This window comes from Planococcus sp. CP5-4_YE, assembly GCF_019042655.1.
In the GTDB taxonomy this organism is placed as follows: domain Bacteria; phylum Bacillota; class Bacilli; order Bacillales_A; family Planococcaceae; genus Planococcus.
The window spans coordinates 243,677-261,347 of record NZ_JAHPZO010000003.1; the positions used below are offsets into that span (position 1 = coordinate 243,677).

Annotated in this window: 17 protein-coding genes; 5 read left to right on the top strand and 12 right to left on the bottom strand. The window is 44.4% G+C overall.

Features of this window, described 5'->3' with window-relative positions:
• Positions 1 to 92: 92 nt before the first annotated feature.
• The 10 genes from KTG14_RS05620 to KTG14_RS05665 form a co-directional block, all read right to left on the bottom strand.
• A complete protein-coding gene (locus tag KTG14_RS05620) occupies positions 93 to 848 on the bottom strand; it encodes a prepilin peptidase (protein ID WP_216970008.1) in 756 nt (251 codons plus the stop codon).
• Between the two features lie 97 nt (positions 849 to 945).
• Complete coding sequence (locus KTG14_RS05625; RefSeq protein WP_216970009.1) at positions 946 to 1,701, bottom strand: pilus assembly protein PilO; 756 nt, start codon at positions 1,699 to 1,701, stop codon at positions 946 to 948.
• Positions 1,698 to 2,435, bottom strand: coding sequence for a PilN domain-containing protein (locus tag KTG14_RS05630; RefSeq protein ID WP_216970010.1), 738 nt, complete (start codon positions 2,433 to 2,435; stop codon positions 1,698 to 1,700). The genes KTG14_RS05625 and KTG14_RS05630 overlap by 4 nt, the downstream gene beginning before the upstream one ends.
• A 3-nt stretch (positions 2,436 to 2,438) precedes the next feature.
• The gene (pilM, locus tag KTG14_RS05635) at positions 2,439 to 3,377 is read right to left on the bottom strand and encodes a type IV pilus biogenesis protein PilM (protein WP_216970011.1); all 939 of its coding nucleotides are present in this window, start codon (positions 3,375 to 3,377) and stop codon (positions 2,439 to 2,441) included.
• 40 nt (positions 3,378 to 3,417) lie between these two features.
• A complete protein-coding gene (locus KTG14_RS05640; protein WP_216970012.1) occupies positions 3,418 to 3,897 on the bottom strand; it encodes a prepilin-type N-terminal cleavage/methylation domain-containing protein in 480 nt (159 codons plus the stop codon).
• 129 nt (positions 3,898 to 4,026) lie between these two features.
• Positions 4,027 to 5,238, bottom strand: coding sequence for a type II secretion system F family protein (locus KTG14_RS05645; RefSeq protein ID WP_216970013.1), 1,212 nt, complete (start codon positions 5,236 to 5,238; stop codon positions 4,027 to 4,029).
• Positions 5,239 to 6,279 (bottom strand): type IV pilus twitching motility protein PilT, encoded by a 1,041-nt coding sequence (locus KTG14_RS05650; protein WP_216970014.1) that lies wholly within the window; start codon positions 6,277 to 6,279, stop codon positions 5,239 to 5,241. It lies immediately after the preceding gene.
• A 4-nt stretch (positions 6,280 to 6,283) separates the two neighbouring features.
• Complete coding sequence (locus KTG14_RS05655; RefSeq protein WP_216970015.1) at positions 6,284 to 7,945, bottom strand: GspE/PulE family protein; 1,662 nt, start codon at positions 7,943 to 7,945, stop codon at positions 6,284 to 6,286.
• Positions 7,946 to 7,965: 20 nt separating this feature from the next.
• Complete coding sequence (locus KTG14_RS05660) at positions 7,966 to 9,399, bottom strand: VanW family protein (RefSeq protein ID WP_216970016.1); 1,434 nt, start codon at positions 9,397 to 9,399, stop codon at positions 7,966 to 7,968.
• 1 nt (position 9,400) lies between these two features.
• The gene (locus KTG14_RS05665) at positions 9,401 to 9,760 is read right to left on the bottom strand and encodes a hypothetical protein (protein WP_216970017.1); all 360 of its coding nucleotides are present in this window, start codon (positions 9,758 to 9,760) and stop codon (positions 9,401 to 9,403) included.
• A 428-nt stretch (positions 9,761 to 10,188) separates the two neighbouring features.
• On the opposite strand from KTG14_RS05665, the gene KTG14_RS05670 reads away from it, so the two are divergent.
• Genes KTG14_RS05670 through KTG14_RS05680 form a run of 3 tightly spaced genes read left to right on the top strand, consistent with a single transcriptional unit; the run spans position 10,189 to position 12,918 of the window.
• Positions 10,189 to 10,593 carry a type IV pilus modification PilV family protein gene (locus KTG14_RS05670; protein WP_216970018.1) on the top strand — a complete coding sequence of 135 codons (405 nt, stop codon included), beginning with the start codon at positions 10,189 to 10,191 and terminating at the stop codon, positions 10,591 to 10,593.
• Positions 10,586 to 11,143, top strand: coding sequence for a PulJ/GspJ family protein (locus KTG14_RS05675; protein ID WP_216970019.1), 558 nt, complete (start codon positions 10,586 to 10,588; stop codon positions 11,141 to 11,143). Before KTG14_RS05670 ends, KTG14_RS05675 begins: the two co-directional genes overlap by 8 nt.
• Positions 11,140 to 12,918 (top strand): hypothetical protein, encoded by a 1,779-nt coding sequence (locus tag KTG14_RS05680; RefSeq protein WP_216970020.1) that lies wholly within the window; start codon positions 11,140 to 11,142, stop codon positions 12,916 to 12,918. The genes KTG14_RS05675 and KTG14_RS05680 overlap by 4 nt, the downstream gene beginning before the upstream one ends.
• Positions 12,919 to 12,969: 51 nt before the next feature.
• Here KTG14_RS05680 and KTG14_RS05685 read toward each other — a convergent pair whose 3' ends face one another.
• Entirely contained in the window at positions 12,970 to 14,676 is a 1,707-nt protein-coding gene (locus KTG14_RS05685; protein ID WP_216970021.1) for a sensor domain-containing diguanylate cyclase, read from the bottom strand.
• Between the two features lie 45 nt (positions 14,677 to 14,721).
• Complete coding sequence (locus tag KTG14_RS05690; protein WP_216970022.1) at positions 14,722 to 15,912, bottom strand: bifunctional folylpolyglutamate synthase/dihydrofolate synthase; 1,191 nt, start codon at positions 15,910 to 15,912, stop codon at positions 14,722 to 14,724.
• 71 nt (positions 15,913 to 15,983) lie between these two features.
• On the opposite strand from KTG14_RS05690, the gene KTG14_RS05695 reads away from it, so the two are divergent.
• Positions 15,984 to 16,847, top strand: a complete 864-nt coding sequence (locus KTG14_RS05695) for an ATP-grasp domain-containing protein (protein ID WP_216970023.1) — start codon at positions 15,984 to 15,986, stop codon at positions 16,845 to 16,847.
• Positions 16,844 to 17,638 carry an ATP-grasp domain-containing protein gene (locus tag KTG14_RS05700; protein ID WP_216970024.1) on the top strand — a complete coding sequence of 265 codons (795 nt, stop codon included), beginning with the start codon at positions 16,844 to 16,846 and terminating at the stop codon, positions 17,636 to 17,638. The genes KTG14_RS05695 and KTG14_RS05700 overlap by 4 nt, the downstream gene beginning before the upstream one ends.
• Positions 17,639 to 17,671 lie beyond the last annotated feature (33 nt).

The window sequence follows — 17,671 nt, forward strand, 5'->3', positions numbered from 1 at the left end:
AGTCTCCGGCGTTCTGCTCCATATCTTGTTTATTATTTAAAATGCTAATTCATACTTATATCACTTTTAAGATTACATAATAAAGTTATAATCTACATAAATAAATTAACATACCAGCCAATAAATTGTTCGCCCCATAAATAGACGAGCACAGCGGATAGAGCGATTGAAGGGCCAAAAGGAATCGGTGTTTTTCGGCCTTGTTTTCTTACCCGAAGCAAAATGATGCCGGCGACCGCACCGATAAATGAGGCGAAGAACAACGTCAGCAAAGTCCCGGCCGTTCCGAGCACGAGCCCGATGACAAAAAACAGCTTGATGTCGCCCCCGCCCATGCCGCCTTTAGATAAAATGGCAATCAACAGCAGGACGGAAAATCCGACCGACGCACCGACGAGCGAATCCCACCAAGGATCGAGCGGCACGATCAAGCGCAAGACGAGCAGCACTAAAGCAAACGGCAGCAGCACTTTATCCGGTATGAGCATATAGGCGATATCCGACACTGTGATGATGACGAGCAGCGAAACGAACAACAAGCCGACGATCAATTCCGGCGTCAAGCCGAATTTCAAGAAAACAACCGTAAACAAAACGGCGGTGATCGCTTCCATCATCGGATAGACCCAGTGGATCTTTGAACCGCACGTGCGGCATTGGCCTTTGAGGAATAAATAAGAAAACACAGGCACCAAGTCAAGCACCGTCAAGCGCCGCTCACAGTTCGTACAATGAGATGGTGGATAGGCGATTGACTGTTTCTTCGGCACACGTAAGCCGACGACGTTATAAAACGAGCCGAAGACCAGTCCGAAGACGGCAAACACGGCAGTATAGGCAATAGTCATAACAACCCTCTTTTACTTAATTAGTATAGTTTCATCTATTTTTCTTTATCAAAAAAGGAGAAATCGCCATGATTTCTCCCGTTGTTCATCTAAATGATCATTGTTCCGTCTCTTCTTCAACGACGTCTACCTCTATCTCTACATCTGCTTCGGTTTCAAGTTCCTCTTCCTCGTCCGCTTCGATGACAATAAACGTGCCATCATTTTGCGGCATGGGGTCAACTTTGTTCGCCGGGGCCGGCGCATCGACTTTAGGAGCCGTTTCCGCCAATGAAATCAAATCCGGGCGGTAGAAAGCGGAAAACTGGATAGATACAGCCAAAGCTTCTTCCTCGCTTATTTGCTGCGTCTGTTCTGGATAAGCGGAGAAATCGATCGCTTCGATCACCATGATGCGTTTCATCGCTTCAATTTCTTTGATAAATGCAGTGATGCTTTCATAATCATAAGCTTCGAGTTCAACCGTCGCTAACAGTTCCTGAATGTTCTCGACTCCTTCAACCGGCGCCAAAAGTTCAAGCGGGCCTTCGGTAAAACCGATGGATTGAACCAGTGTGTCCGAAAGCAGCTCGGCTTGTTCGATTTGCAACAACACTTTATCAGTCAATGGCTCTACCGCAACTTTCTGTTGTAAATCGAGCGGATTGATACGTTCGCCTTCAGGCAGTTCCTTCAATTGACCTTCCAGCGCCATCAACACTTCACGTTCCGAAGAAAGCGTTTGTTCACTTTGTTGTTTCGCCGCTTTCGCCGGCGCATAAGTAGCGAAGTAAGCGAAAGCGATGACCGCAATTAAAAACAAACTGGCCAATACGATCAAGGCGTTATCTTTTTGCTGTTTGGAAAAGTTCACAGTGCATCCTCCTCCGTTTCATCCGGCGCAGTTTCTGGCTCTTCCGGAACTACTTCTGGAGTTTCTTCAGTGTCATCTCCGACCGGTTGTTCGGTGTCTCCCTCAACTTCTTCTTCGATAATGGTGCCGTCTTCCGCTACCGTTCCTTCAGCAGGAATCCGGTCATCGACAAACACCAGGCTATAAGTTGCCAAGTATCTCGGATTCAGCATCAAGGCATCCTCATCTTCGATCACATCTTCTTCAAGAAGATTCAATTCTTGATTCGTCACGGAATCCAATGTCGCAGAAGCCAAACTTTCAGCTGTTTTCAGTTGCGTGAGGTAATAAGCCGCTTCGCGCGCTGTATCAAATTGAAGTGTCAGCCTCGCAAGATTCGGGCCGGTAAACGAAAAAGTATTAAAAAACCCTCTTTCCGGCAACACCGCGACCAGTTCTTCAAGCAGAGGCACCGTATCGAATTGATAGCTTTCTGCCCATTCCACCGTTTCTTTTAGTTGCTGTTCGTCGTTCAGGCCTTCCGTCGCGCCGATCTGCTGGCGTATCGTTTCTTGTTCAGCAGCGACTAGCGCAGACTCTTCAATGAGTTCATCTTGAGCCCGTTCTTCCGCTTGGGCCATGAAAAACAGCAAAGCCCAACTAAGTACAGCCAATAACACGAGCACACCGGCAATAATGAGAGGATACGGCCGCTCCTGTTCTTTTTGAGGCAGTAAATTAATATCAATTAGCATCATTTACACCTCTTTCAGCGCAAGGCCGATTGCCCGGTTAAAGCGTGCCGAGACAGAATCCGTTTTATCGGAGGCGATCTCGCCAAGAACAATCGGCAAAAACGGCACCGCAAAACGATTTTCCATCGGTCCGCGCAGTTGTTCGAATTCGAACGGATCGATATTGCAGATGATTTTGGTAATGCCGGACGCGCCCGCATTCAAATTATAGCGGTAGAAATTAGCCAGCTTTTCAGTTTCTTCTTGAATCGTTTCCAGCGTGGATGCCGGTTCCATCGCAATCGTCGTCGCAGATTCCAGATCGACCGAGCGCATGAACAGCGGGTAATGCCCATGAAAGATCGACACGGTCATTTTTTTACGGCGCACGTCAATAAGTAAGACATGCTCCTCTTCTGTGAAATCATGCTCTACATACGCCAGACGGTAAAGGGCGAGCGGCGTGATGTCCGCGACCACCGGCTTCAGTTTTGCTTCATCAAACACCGATTCGTATGATTTCACGATCGATTCTTTGGAGGCGATGATGATCGCTTCTGGTTCTTCCGTATCCATATGGTAAGGCACCACATCAAATACAGGGTCTTCAAAAGGCAGATAAACTGTCGAGCCCATTTCGATAAAGAAGTGGCCCTTCAGTTCATCCGGTTTAACATCTTCGGGGTAGGTGACTTTGCGGATAATAACAAATTCGTCAGGGGCGAGGAATCGGACTGACTTTTTGGAGAGACCCCACTGATTGACAGCCTCATCGAGTATCGTTCCAAGCGTCTTGTCATCGGCAATTTTGCCGTCTTCAATGACGCCAGCCGGAAGAGCAAGCTCTTCGGCGGCGCTTAACTGAAGCGGAGACACCGACTTCAATTCCACATAGCGGATTGCATCTTCTTCTATTGTAATCGTCGCTACGCGCGCTTTTCTCGATAAAAACGATAAGGCCATTTTTTCAGCTCCTAAATTTTTTACTAATAGTCAAATTATTTTATTGACTAATTGTATGACCATCAGCATCAATTTCACTGCCTTTTTCTGGATCATCATTTATTCCATTAACAGTCGCATTAGTAAATGTAATATTCTTATTTCCAGAAAAATTAATAGCAGGTGTAGAAATAGACATAGGGTTTACGTTCTTAAATAATGTTACCCCAGTCCCAGCTGTAGTAGCTGTAGCAGAACCAGAAACCGGCAATTCCCCTGCTGAATCTAAGTAACCATCAGAAACTAAAAGAGTTGCGGTTACTGTTGTTTTATCCGGATTTTCTGTGAAATAAATATTTGCAGCACTTATTCCATTAGTGGCATCCGACTTAACAGCACTATACCGGCTATTCTCAATAATATTCCCAATCGCCGGAATCGCGATTGCTGCAATAATGGCCAAAATGACGATGACCGCCAAAAGCTCAATCAAGGTTAACCCTTTCTGCTCTTTTAACTTGTTTTGAATAAACTTCTTCATTTTTATTGCCTCCTTATTTCTTTCAATTGGTACTTTCTGAGTACATTTTCATTATAGCAACGCACATGGATATAGCAATGATTTTTTTACAAAAATAAGCAATATTTTCTATTCAAATACTATAAAAGTCTACATAGTATCCACATTTTCAAACATACCGAACATCGGCATCATAATAGCAAGGACTATAGTCCCTACTAATACTGCAAGAAAAACGATCATTAACGGCTCGATTAATGCCTTTAAACGATCTGTCTCCGCTTCGACTTCTTTTTCGTAAAACTCGGCGACTTTCGACAACATATGATCGAGCGATCCGGTTTGTTCGCCGATCGAAATCATATGCGGAATGAGCGGTGGAAACGCCCAATGATTTTTCATCGGTTCGGTCAAGGAACCGCCGCGTTCGAGCGAATCCTTTGAAGCGAGCACCACTTTCGAAATGACCGCATTGCCGACAACTTTCTCTACCATCGTCAAAGCTTGAAGAATTGGCACCGAACTGGAGAACAGGGAACTCAATGTCCGAGTCATCCGAGCCAGCGCCGATTTTTTCAATATTTTACCAAAAATCGGCATGCGCAGCATCAGGGCATCGAGCATATATTTACCTTGTTCATTGCGGTACAAAAGCCAGAAACTGCCGACTGTAACGGCGACTCCCGCAATGAGCACATACCAATAATTCATGATGAAATCGCTGGCCCCCATAACGAACACCGTGATCATCGGCAATTCTCCACCGCTGCTTTCGAACATGTCGACAAACATTGGAACGATGGATGACAGCAGGAAGATCACGACACCGATCGCCAATATACCGACGACCGCCGGATACGTCATCGCAGAGATCACTTTTTGTTTCGTTTGGTAGGCTTTTTCATAATGCGTCGCCAAACGGTCCAAAGATTCATCAATATTCCCGGACAACTCGCCCGCTTTAATCAAATTCAACGTCAGCGGCTCGAAGATTTTCGGATATTTTGCCAGCGAGTCCGACAATGAGTTCCCTTTTCTCAACTCCTCATCCACTTCTATCAAGGCATTTTGCAGCGCCTTCGATTCCACTTGCTGTGATAAGATTCGCACCGCATCGACAATGGTCACCCCTGCCCGCATAAGCGTAGAAAACTGGCGCAAGAACATGATGAACTGATCCTGTTTGACCGGATTGCCGATGACGATGTCTTTTTGCAAGGCTGTCGTTTCGAGTTCCCGGATGTCGATCACTTTGATGCCATCGTCTCTCAAACGGATGATGGCGTCCCTTCGAGTCTTTGCAACCAACACACCGGAGCGGATTTTTTTATGGTCACGGCCTTCGTATTTGAAACGGGCCATTTACTCGCCCCCCTCAAGGAACGGTTGTGCGGTTTGACGGCTGATTTTGCCAGTCGCCAATAATTCTTGAACAGACGACACCATCATATGCATGCCGAATGAACGGTTCGTCAAAATGACATTCGGAATTTGATGGACTTTTTCAGTGCGGATCAAGTTCGCCACTGCCGGGTTGTTGATAAGAATTTCAGTGGCAGCAACACGCCCTTTGCCATCCGCTGTCGGCAATAGACGTTGGGATACGACCGCTTTTAAAATCCCGGCGAGCTGAGTGCGTACTTGCGCCTGCTGTCCGTGCGGAAACACATCAATGATCCGTTCAATCGTCGAAGCTGCACTGGACGTATGCAAGGTAGCCATTACCAGGTGACCGGTTTCAGCGGCGGTAATGGCGGTCGAAATCGTCTCCAAATCGCGCATTTCCCCGACCAAAACGACATCTGGGTCTTGGCGCAAAGCTGCGCGTAAACCAGCTGCGAAAGAATCTGTATCAAAACCAACTTCGCGTTGATCGATGATCGATGAGCCGTGGCGATGCAAATACTCAATCGGGTCTTCTAAAGTGATAATGTGTTTGGTCAAATTTTCGTTGATATGGCGGATCATCGCCGCTAGCGTAGTCGACTTCCCTGACCCCGTCGGCCCTGTCACCAAAATGAGCCCTTGCGGTGTCTCCGCTAAATTCGCCAAGGTTTTCGGCATTTGCAAATCAGCGATTGTCGGGATTTCTGTCGGAATCGTCCGGAACGCATGCGAAATCGATCCGCGCTGGTGGAAGGAATTGACGCGGAAGCGGGCAACCCCGGAAAGCGAGTAGGAAAAGTCCATTTCGCCTTTATCGAGAAATTGCTGCCAAAGAATTTCCGGCATCAACGCTTTGGCGATTTCCTTGGTCATGTCAGGCGTCAAGTTTTCATCGCCGTAGCGCTTCAAGGTGCCGTTCATACGGAAAACGGGCGGGATGCCGGTCGTCAAATGAATATCCGAAACATTTAAGTTGCGCGCTTGCGTCAGGACTTTATCTATATAAGTGGTTGGCATATTATCACTCCGCTATCGTGGCGACACGCAAAATTTCTTCTGTGGTCGTCAGTCTCTCCTGTACTTTCATCAGGCCATCATCGATCAAGAAAATCGTATTGTTTTTCACGGCAATTTTGCGGATTTCCGCAGCCGTACCGCTCCGGTTGATCACTTCTTTGATTTCTTCGTCGACGACCAATACTTCGTGGATCGCCATACGCCCGCGATACCCCGTCATATTGCATTGCGAACAGCCTTTTCCTCTGGCGATGGTGTCTATCGTCAAACCGCGCTTATGGAAAATTTCTTTTTCTCTGACAGTCGGCTCCTGCAGTTCACGGCAGTCGCGGCACACTTTCCGCACTAGACGCTGGGCTACTACCGCATTAAGCGAGGCTGTGACCAGAAACGGCTCGACGCCCATATCCATCAGACGCGTTACGGAAGCGATGGAATCGTTCGTATGGATCGTGCTGAGAACCAAGTGGCCGGTCAAAGAGGCGCGTATGGAAATATCAGCGGTTTCTTTATCCCGGATTTCCCCGACCATGACAATATCCGGATCCTGCCGGAGAATAGAACGCAATCCCGCGGCAAATGTCAGCCCGACATTGGTGTTTACTTGAATCTGATTGATCCCTTGCAATTGATATTCCACCGGATCTTCCACGGTGATGATATTGACCGCTTCATCATTCAATTTACTGAGTGCTGCGTATAGAGTGGACGACTTACCCGAACCGGTTGGGCCTGATATCAAGACGATGCCATTCGGTTTTTCAATTTCGTGCATAAAACGTTTCATATTCAACTCGCTGAAACCAAGTTTTGCAATATCGGTCAAGTTATTGCCTAAGTCGAGAATCCGCATGACGATCTTTTCCCCGTAAACCGTCGGCAGAGAGGATACACGCAAATCAATGGGGCGAAAATCAACATTGGTCTTAATGCGCCCATCCTGTGGAATCCGGCTTTCGGTAATGTCCAAGTTTGCCAAGATCTTAATACGCGCAGTCACCATTTGCTGCATCATTTTCGGCAATGTGCGCTCTGTTCGCAACGTCCCGTCAATTCGGTAGCGGACAACGATCTGGCCTTCCTGAGGATCGAAATGGACATCGCTCGCTTTTAAGGAAACCGCGCTGGAGAGAATCTGGTTGACGAGCCGGACAATCGGAGCATCGTTATCGTTGAGCTCTTCTTTCTGTTCTTGTGACACATCTGGCAGTTCACCTAGTAACTCATCGTAAGATTCTTCATCGTAATATTTCGCAATGGTTTTTAAAATATCGTCACGCGAAGCGATTGCCGGTTCGATTTGGAAACCAGTTGTCAGCCGGAGGTCGTCGATAGTGATGAAATCCATCGGGTCGGTCATGGCGATAAACAGCTTATCGCCTTCGACTTTCAATGGCACCAATAAATTGCGCTTGGCAAATTCCTTCGGCACTACATTGAATAATTTCGGGTCGAATGGATAACGGAACAATGTCACGTGCGGGATATTCAACTGGACTTCGAGTGTTTCAATCAATTGCTGCTCTGTGATCAGCGCGCGGGAAAGTAAGGCATCCCCTAATTTTTGGTCTTCTTTTTTCTCTTTCAGCGTCAGTTGAAGATCTTCTTCGGTCAATAGACCTTGCTCGATCAATATATCGCCTAATCTTTTTCGGATGATCGCCAAACTAATTCCTCCTAGACCATTTAAGGGTTGATCAACTTGCCGGATTTATCGTAAACAGGTTCTTCTGATTGTTTTCCGCCGTTTTCTTCATTGCTATTTGCATTGCCACTGTCACTGCCTGCATCTGAACCGCTATCATTTTGGCCGTTCTGGACAATGTCACCATTTTCGTCAAAGATGATCGGATAGCCATCCAAGTCAAAACCTGGATTTTTCGGATCTTCGACAATCACACCGTCTTGTTCTTGTTCGGCATCAGGGTTTCCTGCATCTTCACCGGCTGGATCAGCTGCATCCCCTGGCGACGCGACGTCCGGAGTTTCGAGCGGATAGACTTCTACCCGATGAACGGGTGGATAAAAGTCGGTTGACACCGGTTCAACTTCTAGTTCCTCGTTGTCATCGAAGACGGCACGGCTGACTTCGATGCGCGCGCCATCAGCACCATTCTCTTTAACCGACGTACCAGAAGATACAAACGCGCTATATTGTTTGATCAAGCGCGGCTCGATTTCCGTTTCGCCGCCCGTTTGAACCGAGTAATCGTAAACAAAAGGCAAAGCAGTGAGTGAAGCAGTAATCATTTCGCCAGCTTTATCGACATTCAATGTAAAGGTATTATGATTCGGGTTGGTGAACGCCAGATCGATTGCAAGATCTTGGCTGATAGCTGCTTCAAAACCAAGTGGAATCGACGCCGGCTGCGTAGCGCCGATGCTGCGCTCATCAATCAATAAATTCGTTTTCAATACGGTCGAATAAATGACAGAAGCAATTTCCGTCAATTCCGCATCCGTGATATCCCAGGCATTCAGCTCAGCTAAGACGGCCAATAACGAGAATTGCGATTCGGGCGCTATCTGCATGCCATCCAGCTCTTCGATGACCAAGTTCGCCCCGTCGCTTGCCAGATCATGCGGGAAGCTCGTTTCAGAGACAATAAGCTTTTCCGCTGTCAATGAATCGTCGCTGATATCAACACGGGTTTCTGTCTGTCCGGCTGCTAGTGCCCGCTCCAATGTCGATGTAATACTTTGGATATCGGTTTCAGAAAAAGCCACTTCCGGGAAATTCGATTCTAGAAATGAACGGGTTTTTGCTTCCGGCAAATTGATGACAACATTATTTTGCTGACCACTTTGTGCTTGCGATGTTGTTTCTTCCACTAGAGCTTCCACATGTTTGAGAGGATACTTTGCGGTAGCATCTTGAAAACGTACGAACAATGCAGCGTTCTGTTTCCAAGAATCGAAACTGCTCGAGACAGTCGAAACTGCACTTGCCACTTCCATATTTGAAACATCCGTAGTGCCTATATATGTATTGTCACCGTACTCTTCAGAGGAGAACAACAAATTATCAACCGCATATGAACCGGCATTGGCAATTCCGAAAAAAAACATCGCAGAAGCCAGAACTGCCAAAAACGTCAAACCAAATACTTTATTATCCAAGTTATTGCTCCCCCTTGCCCGTTTCAACCGGGCTCATGCTGAATCGATTTCCAGATGCGTTTTTTGGCGAAGATGCTGCAGCAAGCCTCGACTTTCTTTCTTCCGCATAACGCTGTTGTTCAAGTTGCCGCTTTTCCTCTAGCTTCATATAAACGAGTGTCGCCAGAAGAGCCACTCCAATAATGGCAAGAAACGGCATGTAAAACGGATCGTTCCCTTGCAATGCGACAGCTGCTATAGCAGCTGCCAGACCGCCTCCGACTGCCAGCATTTTTTTCGCCATCGGTATCGATTTAAAGAAAAAATAGGCTAACGCCAGTGCGATAGCTCCGACCATCACTAAAATTAATAAACGGATCATGATTAATCCCCCTCATTTTTCATGCAATTAAGCTGAAGCGTTTTTATCCTTCAAATTTGAAATAGCTCTACCAACAGCCTTATTAATCAGGAGTTTTACTCCAACTGTACAGAATGACTTTAATAAACCAATAATCATTTAATGTCTTTAAATAACAGTAAGGAATAACCCACTAATAAATGTAAATATTTGTAATCATATTAGTTTTTTAAACCCACATTTATATAGCTATCATACAAGATAAATGTTATAAATAAAAGTAGCTATCCACAGTAATATAAATATTTTTTAAATTATATTTTTTACTTTATTGTTAATTTTAATGGCAAAATATATCAATAACCTATATAAAATCATTATTTTACTAATGTCTAGGTACTTGAAATTACTCCCAAACAATAAATTGTTATACAAACTGGAGGTATTAAATGGAAACCGAAAAAGGTTTTACATTAGTGGAAGTTTTGGCTTCCCTCGTCATCATTTCTATTGTCTTGATGAGCTTCATGGCCATCTTCTCCAATACAAATAAACTCGCTGTCAGCAACAGCGAGAAACTCGTGGTGATCAATTTGGCGGATGCTTATTTGGAAAGAGTTAAAGTTAATCCTACAGAATTTATCGCACCCTTCCCACCTACAAAAAAAGATGAAAGTAAGGGACGCACACAAAGCACTGTGAGAATGAATGAGAAAAATTATAAAGTTATTATAAAAGTCACTCAAAGCACATCAGAGTTTAATGAATTATCTCTATTAAATATTGTAGTTACTGTAAGAGCTGAAAAATCCACACACACAAGTTCAGTGGAAGGATATATACCATATGAATAAATTTTTTAAGCTCTTAAAAGATAATAACGGTGTAACATTAGTTGAACTGCTTGCGACCTTGGTCATTGTCAGCATCATTGGCACTTTATCTTATTCTGTTCTTTACCAAGGGTATGCAAATTACCAAAGGATTCAAGTCGAAACGGAGCTGCGTGATGAAGCTGATTTGATTATGGCCAGTATGATAAAGGATTTATTTGTTCTTAAAAAATCGGAAATCACTCTATCTAACAAGTGCAGCGCAAATGACAGCAACTCTTTACTGCTTGTTTCAAAAACTGAAAATGGTTCCTCAAATTCGTATAAGACGGGGTTTGAAAACGGAAAGGTCTTCGTTAAAGATCAGGAGATTAACTTTTATAACGATAATATAGAAGTACTGCAAACAGACTGTAGTGAGACTTCACCTACCATAATAAAAAACGATACTGAAACAGCTGAATACACAGTTATATTTACTTTGCAAGCAATTAAAGGAAACACACCCCACACAATGCGATTTGAAAATACAGTCAAGTTGATAGATGATTCTGCGGAGGTCTCAGAATGACTAAACATATAAAAAACGAAAAAGGCTACTCTCTTCTTCTTACATTAATGCTCGTTCTCTTATTCAGTATCTTGGGGGCGAGTCTGATGGCAATGACTTTCAACGGTGTGCAGAAAAATGAAACTAGGCAAGAAATCGTACAATCCGTTGATTTGGCAGAAAAAGGAATTGATCACATTACTGCACAAATCACAAGTGAAATAAATAAAGCCATAACTGTTGACGGAATTTCTGCTTCACAATACATAGTCAAATTAAACTCAATCACAGACTCATATAAATGTATTGGCGGTACAGCAATTATAGAAAAGGTAGCAACAGAGGCTGGAACAATATATTCAACTTGTATTGAAAGTATAGATAACGATCTGAACAGCAAGATAACAATAGGTTCGAAAACCGAATATCTTAGAAAAATTGTAACTTTTAAGAGTGTAGGTGAATCAAATGAAATTTCAGAAACTCTCTATTCGAAATATAATATTGGAGCATCCCAATATCCTGAAGTTTTAAACTATGCCGTTGGCGCATACAAAGATAAATCAAATTCCAGTCCTATACCCGGTGAAGGAAATCTAATACTTAACGGTGGCGTTCGAATTGATGGAGATATTAAAGTTGATGGAGACTTAATTTCTTCTAATAACGGAGTTTGGCGACAATTTCGAGATAGACGAGATTATGATTATTCAGTGGGTAGTGTATTCCCGGAACTAACTGGATTGGGATCCTCTAAAAGCAGTAAAATTGCAATCGATGGGGACATGTACAAGTTTAAGCATAAATTTAGTGGGTATAGTAACAGTTTTAATTATCAAAAGCATATAGAGGGAACTTCTCTAAAAAACACTGCTTACTATGAAAAAGTTGACAATACTAATGAAGTCTTTTCTGGAAACCCTTCTCCTATCAAGGTGAAAAATAACTTAGAAATTACACCTATCAATTTTATCGAAAAAAACAAAAACTTAGAATTAGCGAAAAGCTCAGGTAATAAATTTAATGTAGGGACAAACAGAGAATTCAATGGAGTTACTAGGTCTAGTGATTCATATTTAGTGTATAGCTCGTGTTTTATTTTTTGGTGTAACGATAGCTATACCGGCACATTTACCGGTAAAGGAACAAATACTTTTAACGAGAAGCTAGCAACTGATGGAACTCTTGTTTTCAACTCGACGAATACTAGTTTCAAAAAAGGCGCTTTTGTTGCTGGTAATCTCGAAATTAAAAATTCATCAGAAAAGAATCCTTCTCAATTATCTGGAATGATTTATGTTGAAAACGATGTGATAATAGAAAATGCATATTTACTAAGTGACCTTATACTTTATGTAGATGGTGATGTTACGATCACTGAATCTGAAATTTTCGGCATTCCTTACAGTAATAGAACAGGTTCATTAATAATTTTTGCGAAAGGCGACATAAACTTAGCTAATAACTCAGTTGATTCTCCAAATCCTAGTGAATTTAAAGGATACTTTTATAGTGAACAAGTGTTGGAACTTTATGGAGTTGGTTCAAACATTAAAATTAAAGGCGGAATTTCTGCTCGAAAAATTATTTTAAATGCAGTTAGAGGTTCCTCATCAAACGGGAAATATGATTCTGAAATCATTCAAAAAGCATTGCCTAAAAATAAATCAAGACTTCAAGTTATCTACGATCAAGATATAATAAAAAATTATTCTCAACAGGATATAGTTACAGAACCTTGGATAAAGAATGTTTCACCACCAGTCAAATTAGATAAATCATTTAGTACACCTTAAAACCATCTAGAAAAGCCCGAGTTCAGTTACCTGAATTCGGGCTTTTCTAGATTATTTCGTATAAGCCGCAACCTTATTCCGCCCTGCTTGCTTCGCCCCGATATACAAAGCCCGGTCCGCATTGCGGATCATGGCCATGGCGTCATCGCTGTCTTGTGGTGCTGAAGAGACGCCAATGCTCATGGTGATCTTGATGCCGGTAGGGCCTCGATGTTCATCCAGGTCGCTGTGGATGGTGAATTCGTGCTTTTCAATTTCCTTGCGAATGTTTTCAGCTAACAGCAGCGCCAATTCTTTGCCATAGCTTGGCAGCAGGACGACAAATTCTTCGCCTCCATAGCGCGCAACAGTTCCTTCGCTGCCGACCATGTCCGTTAATAAATTGGCAAGTCCCACAAGAATTTCATTGCCGCTTTGATGGCCGTATTTATCATTGATCGTTTTGAAATAATCGATGTCCATCATAATGACGGATAAGTTGTCGAGTTCTCCGTTGTTCACTTGTTCCATGCATTTGCCGATCGCTTCATCTAAGTAGCGGTAATTGTATAATTTGGTCAGCCCGCAGCGTTCGCTCTTGGCGATCGCTTTTTGGACGAGCACCGCTTTTTCCAAGGAAACCGCAAAATACGTACTTAAGATGTCCAGAATTTGAAGCTGGTGATGAAGAAATGCGTGCTTCCTGCGGGCAGCGAGAACCAGGACCCCTTCGATTTTATTGTTTCGCGAAATGGGCGTCGCCATGAGGCTCTCTGACTCCGCATGGATATACTCCGTCGGTATGCTCTTCCACTGGGCTTTGCTGCTAAAAATAAAAGAATCGTTTTCAATGATTGCTTTTCCCGCAATGCCTTGGTCGTAGTTGACCGGCTCTATGTCAAGCGGTTTGAATTCGTTATCTTCAAACATGCGCAGCATGATCAATAATTCGTTGTTTCGATAATCGATTACATAGGCATAATCCACTTTGAAAAGTTCAGCGACTTGAATAACGAACTGGTCGAGCACTTCATCTGAAGACAAGCGGGCAGCCAATTGGTGTCCGATCTCCCCCGCTTTCTTCAAATCGTTGTTCACTTTTTCGGAATTGGTGTACATGTGGATGACCGCGGTCATCGTAAAGAACGGAATGCCGAGCAGCAATAAGGCAGCCAGGCCAAAATAAGCTTCTGACATATAAAGGGCAATGGAGAAAGGAAACACTAAAAAGGCAATGGCGAAATCCCAAATCGTATCGAGCGAAAAAAAGTCTTTATGTTCACCAAGGATGCGCGCATAGCCATAGAAGATAAATTGATTTGCGATGAAAGAGACGGCCTGGAACAACAGGCCAAACAAGATAACATCCAATAGATCCAACGAACCGATCTCACCGCCTGCCAGCACAAACGACAAGCCGGCAATTACAGAAATAAAATAAAACATCATGGAATTGAAAGGAATTCGCACCGACAGGCTTTCAGAAGTCCGCAACCGCAAAATAACGATGAGCATCGTTATTTGGGACAGTATGACTTCCACGAATAGCCCGTACTTCAAGAAAACGGCAACCATTAACCATTGAACAAGGTAGGTAGGCACACCGACAATGTTCATCGGGAACAAGCAAGCCAGCACGAAAAAAGCCAAATAGGCTAACAAATCGGCCATTTCCATAGCGGGCGGCGGGTAATATTGATAGATAAGGTAGAGTCCTGGCGGTACGATGAACAACCATGCCGTCCAAAGAATTCTCTTTCTTTTTAATAATGGATCCATCGCTCTTCTCCCTGCTATGTTCTTGCAGCGCCCCTGTTTTAATGATCAGCGGTTTTTGTAATGCCGGAACATTTCATAATTTTGTTGTTTTAAAATGCTAAGTAGGTAAAGAGAACCTGTGACTATTGTCACTTCTTCATCTCCTTGTACAGGTAATATATCATAATCATTTCGAATTGTCTTTATTTTACTTATATTTTCTGAAAATAAAATATGCGCCGGTATTGCACGGTCATCGCTGAAATCAATAAACGTAAAATTAGTGCTAATTTTTTCCAGCTCTCTCAAAATAGATAAATAGTCCTTACCTTGAATTAACCCCATTACGATACAGATTTTTTTATTTGGGTAATTTTGCTGTATGGTTTTCACCAAAGCTTTGATGCTCGCTTCATTGTGGGCCCCGTCAAAAATAACATCGCGGAATACTTCTTCAAAGCGGAATGAAATCGAAGCGTGAGATAAGCCTGAGACCGCTTTTTCTTCATCAAAGTTTCCTGCCAGCAATTGCTCAGCAGCCATCCATGCCAAAGAGGCGTTGATTTTCTGGTGATGCCCTTTCAGTTTCAATGGACCGCTATAGCCCTCTTGAACAGCAAAGACAGCAGAATTTTTTTCATTCGCAATTTCATTGACTATCATGCGGGCAGGATCCGGCAATTGCCCAATGATGACAGGCTTGTTGGATTTGATAATGCCGGCTTTATGCCAGGCAATTTCTTCAATGCTGTCGCCGAGAAACTTTGTGTGTTCCTTGGCAATGCTCGTGATGATCGCAATGAGCGGGTCGATCACATTGGTGCTGTCGAATCTGCCGCCCATGCCCGCTTCGATGACGATGTAATCCAGCGATTTTTCTTTAAATATAAGAAAGACAGCAGCCGTCAGCAATTCGAAATCCGTCAAAGGCGTTTTCACGTTCGTCAGTTGTTCCATTGCCTCGTCGATTTCCGCTGCTCCGACCGGCAGCCGATCGATTTGGATTTGGTCATGGATATCTTCGATCGCAGGGGAAAAGAAATTGCCGACCCGTTTCCCGTGCGCCATGAGAATCGATGAAACGAAAGCTGCTGTGGAGCCTTTGCCATTGGTTCCGGCAATGTGGATAAATGGCAGCCCGTGGTGTGGGTTCCCCAACTCAGCCAAAGCGGATTCCATTGCTTCTAGTCCAGGTTGAATCGAAGCATCCGACCGGACACCCCATTTATCTTTATAGTGATTGAGTCCTGTAATCATAAAAAACCTCTTTCCGTAAGTAAACATGATACACTTTTTACGTATGAGTATATCATGAAGGTGGAATGGAAATGCTGAGTTGTTGGGTTATCTATAACGGAAGCCTCGTTTCCGATAAATTTCAAGACCAAGCGCAATTGATGGCAGAAGCCGCCGAGCGCCAAGGCATCCAAGTGTCAATCAAGAAAAATTACGAAATTCAAATGTCGCTGTCTGAACAGCAGTCGTTTCCCGATTTTGCGGTGCTGCTCGACAAAGACATTTTGCTCGGCTATTTTCTGAAAAGCCGCGGCGTTCCGGTTTACAACGATCCGGCGATCATCGATTTATGCGATAACAAAGCCACGCAATACATCCGCCTGGCGGAACGAAAGATCCCGATGCCAAAGACGATCGTCGCTCCGAAAGTGTATCCGAATTTCACGATCCAAGCTTCCGGCTATTACGAAAGCGTTTTAGATCAACTCGGCTTGCCGATGATCATCAAAGAAGGCCACGGGTCGTTTGGCATGAAAGTGTATTTGATTGAAACGGAAAGTGAATTTTACAAAAAAGTCGAAAGCCTGTCCGGAATCGATTACGTATTCCAAGAATTCATCGCGGAAAGCCGCGGGCGCGACATCCGTGTCAATATCGTCGGAGAAAAAATCGTCGCCGCCATGAAACGACAATCCGATACCGATTTTCGTGCGAACATCACAAACGGCGGCCAGGCCTTCCCAGTCGAACTGACTGCTGAGCAACAACAACTCGCATTGGAGGCGGCACAAGCAGTCGGCGCTGTATTTGCCGGCGTCGACTTGCTATACGGACCCGACGGCCAGACGCTCGTCTGTGAAGTCAATGCGGCGGCACATATCCGCAATATCCTCAATGTCACAGGCATCAATGTCGCAGATGCGATGATCCGCTATATCCAGGAGGATTTGGCATGATCGTTTTGTATGAATCCGCCGCTGCGCAACACAATCAAAGTTTTATTGATGAATTAAAGCGCTTTTGTTCAATTGAGTTACTCACCTGGGAAGATTGGAGCGATTCGGGGCTGGAACAATTACTTAAGCGTGTCCAGGGGCAATCGGTGTTCTTTCGCGTACGCCAGCCGCATGCGGCGCGTTTTTTGGAAGACCGCGGCGTACGGCTCATCAACCGCGCTGAAGTGAACCGCATCGCCAACGACAAATGGCAAAGCTATCAATTGTTTCAGCTGCTCGGAGTGCCGGTGATCCCGACACAAAAAACGCCGCTCGCTCTCCCATATATCGCCAAAACCGCAAACGGTCATGGCGGCAAGGAAGTGTGGCTCGTCGAATCGGAACAAAATGTGCCGGATACCGAATCCCCGCTCCTCTATCAACCAGTGGTCCCACACAGGGCGGATGTCCGGGCGTACGTTATCGGCAAGGAAATTGTCGGTGCGGTCAAACGCAGCGCCACTGAATCTTTCAAAGCGAATTATTCGCTCGGAGCTAGCGCTGAAAGCTTTGAACTGACAGCCGCACAGCGACACGACGTCGAAAAAATTGTCAAAGCGTTGAAAAGTGATTATATCGGCATCGATTTTTTGCTATTGGAAGACGGCCGCCATGTGTTCAATGAACTTGAAGACCCCGTCGGCGCCCGCTCCTTTTATCAAACACACGATGATAATATCGCCGAGCTCTTGGCACAGCATTTCACGAAATTGGAACAAAACTATCCGTTCCGTGACAGCGACCGGAACTAAAAAAAGCGATTCCCCAATTCGGGAATCGCTTTT

What these genes read in the sequence shown, in the direction of transcription:
- KTG14_RS05620 (WP_216970008.1), bottom strand. Translation starts at nt 848, where the DNA reads ATGACTATTGCCTATACTGCCGTGTTTGCCGTCTTCGGACTGGTCTTC.
- KTG14_RS05665 (WP_216970017.1), bottom strand. Translation starts at nt 9,760, where the DNA reads ATGATCCGTTTATTAATTTTAGTGATGGTCGGAGCTATCGCACTGGCG.
- KTG14_RS05690 (WP_216970022.1), bottom strand. Translation starts at nt 15,912, where the DNA reads ATGATTACAGGACTCAATCACTATAAAGATAAATGGGGTGTCCGGTCG.
- KTG14_RS05650 (WP_216970014.1), bottom strand. Translation starts at nt 6,279, where the DNA reads ATGCCAACCACTTATATAGATAAAGTCCTGACGCAAGCGCGCAACTTA.
- pilM (WP_216970011.1), bottom strand. Translation starts at nt 3,377, where the DNA reads ATGGCCTTATCGTTTTTATCGAGAAAAGCGCGCGTAGCGACGATTACA.
- KTG14_RS05695 (WP_216970023.1), top strand. Translation starts at nt 15,984, where the DNA reads ATGCTGAGTTGTTGGGTTATCTATAACGGAAGCCTCGTTTCCGATAAA.
- KTG14_RS05645 (WP_216970013.1), bottom strand. Translation starts at nt 5,238, where the DNA reads ATGGCCCGTTTCAAATACGAAGGCCGTGACCATAAAAAAATCCGCTCC.
- KTG14_RS05700 (WP_216970024.1), top strand. Translation starts at nt 16,844, where the DNA reads ATGATCGTTTTGTATGAATCCGCCGCTGCGCAACACAATCAAAGTTTT.
- KTG14_RS05675 (WP_216970019.1), top strand. Translation starts at nt 10,586, where the DNA reads ATGAATAAATTTTTTAAGCTCTTAAAAGATAATAACGGTGTAACATTA.
- KTG14_RS05670 (WP_216970018.1), top strand. Translation starts at nt 10,189, where the DNA reads ATGGAAACCGAAAAAGGTTTTACATTAGTGGAAGTTTTGGCTTCCCTC.
- KTG14_RS05640 (WP_216970012.1), bottom strand. Translation starts at nt 3,897, where the DNA reads ATGAAGAAGTTTATTCAAAACAAGTTAAAAGAGCAGAAAGGGTTAACC.
- KTG14_RS05680 (WP_216970020.1), top strand. Translation starts at nt 11,140, where the DNA reads ATGACTAAACATATAAAAAACGAAAAAGGCTACTCTCTTCTTCTTACA.
- KTG14_RS05630 (WP_216970010.1), bottom strand. Translation starts at nt 2,435, where the DNA reads ATGCTAATTGATATTAATTTACTGCCTCAAAAAGAACAGGAGCGGCCG.
- KTG14_RS05685 (WP_216970021.1), bottom strand. Translation starts at nt 14,676, where the DNA reads ATGGATCCATTATTAAAAAGAAAGAGAATTCTTTGGACGGCATGGTTG.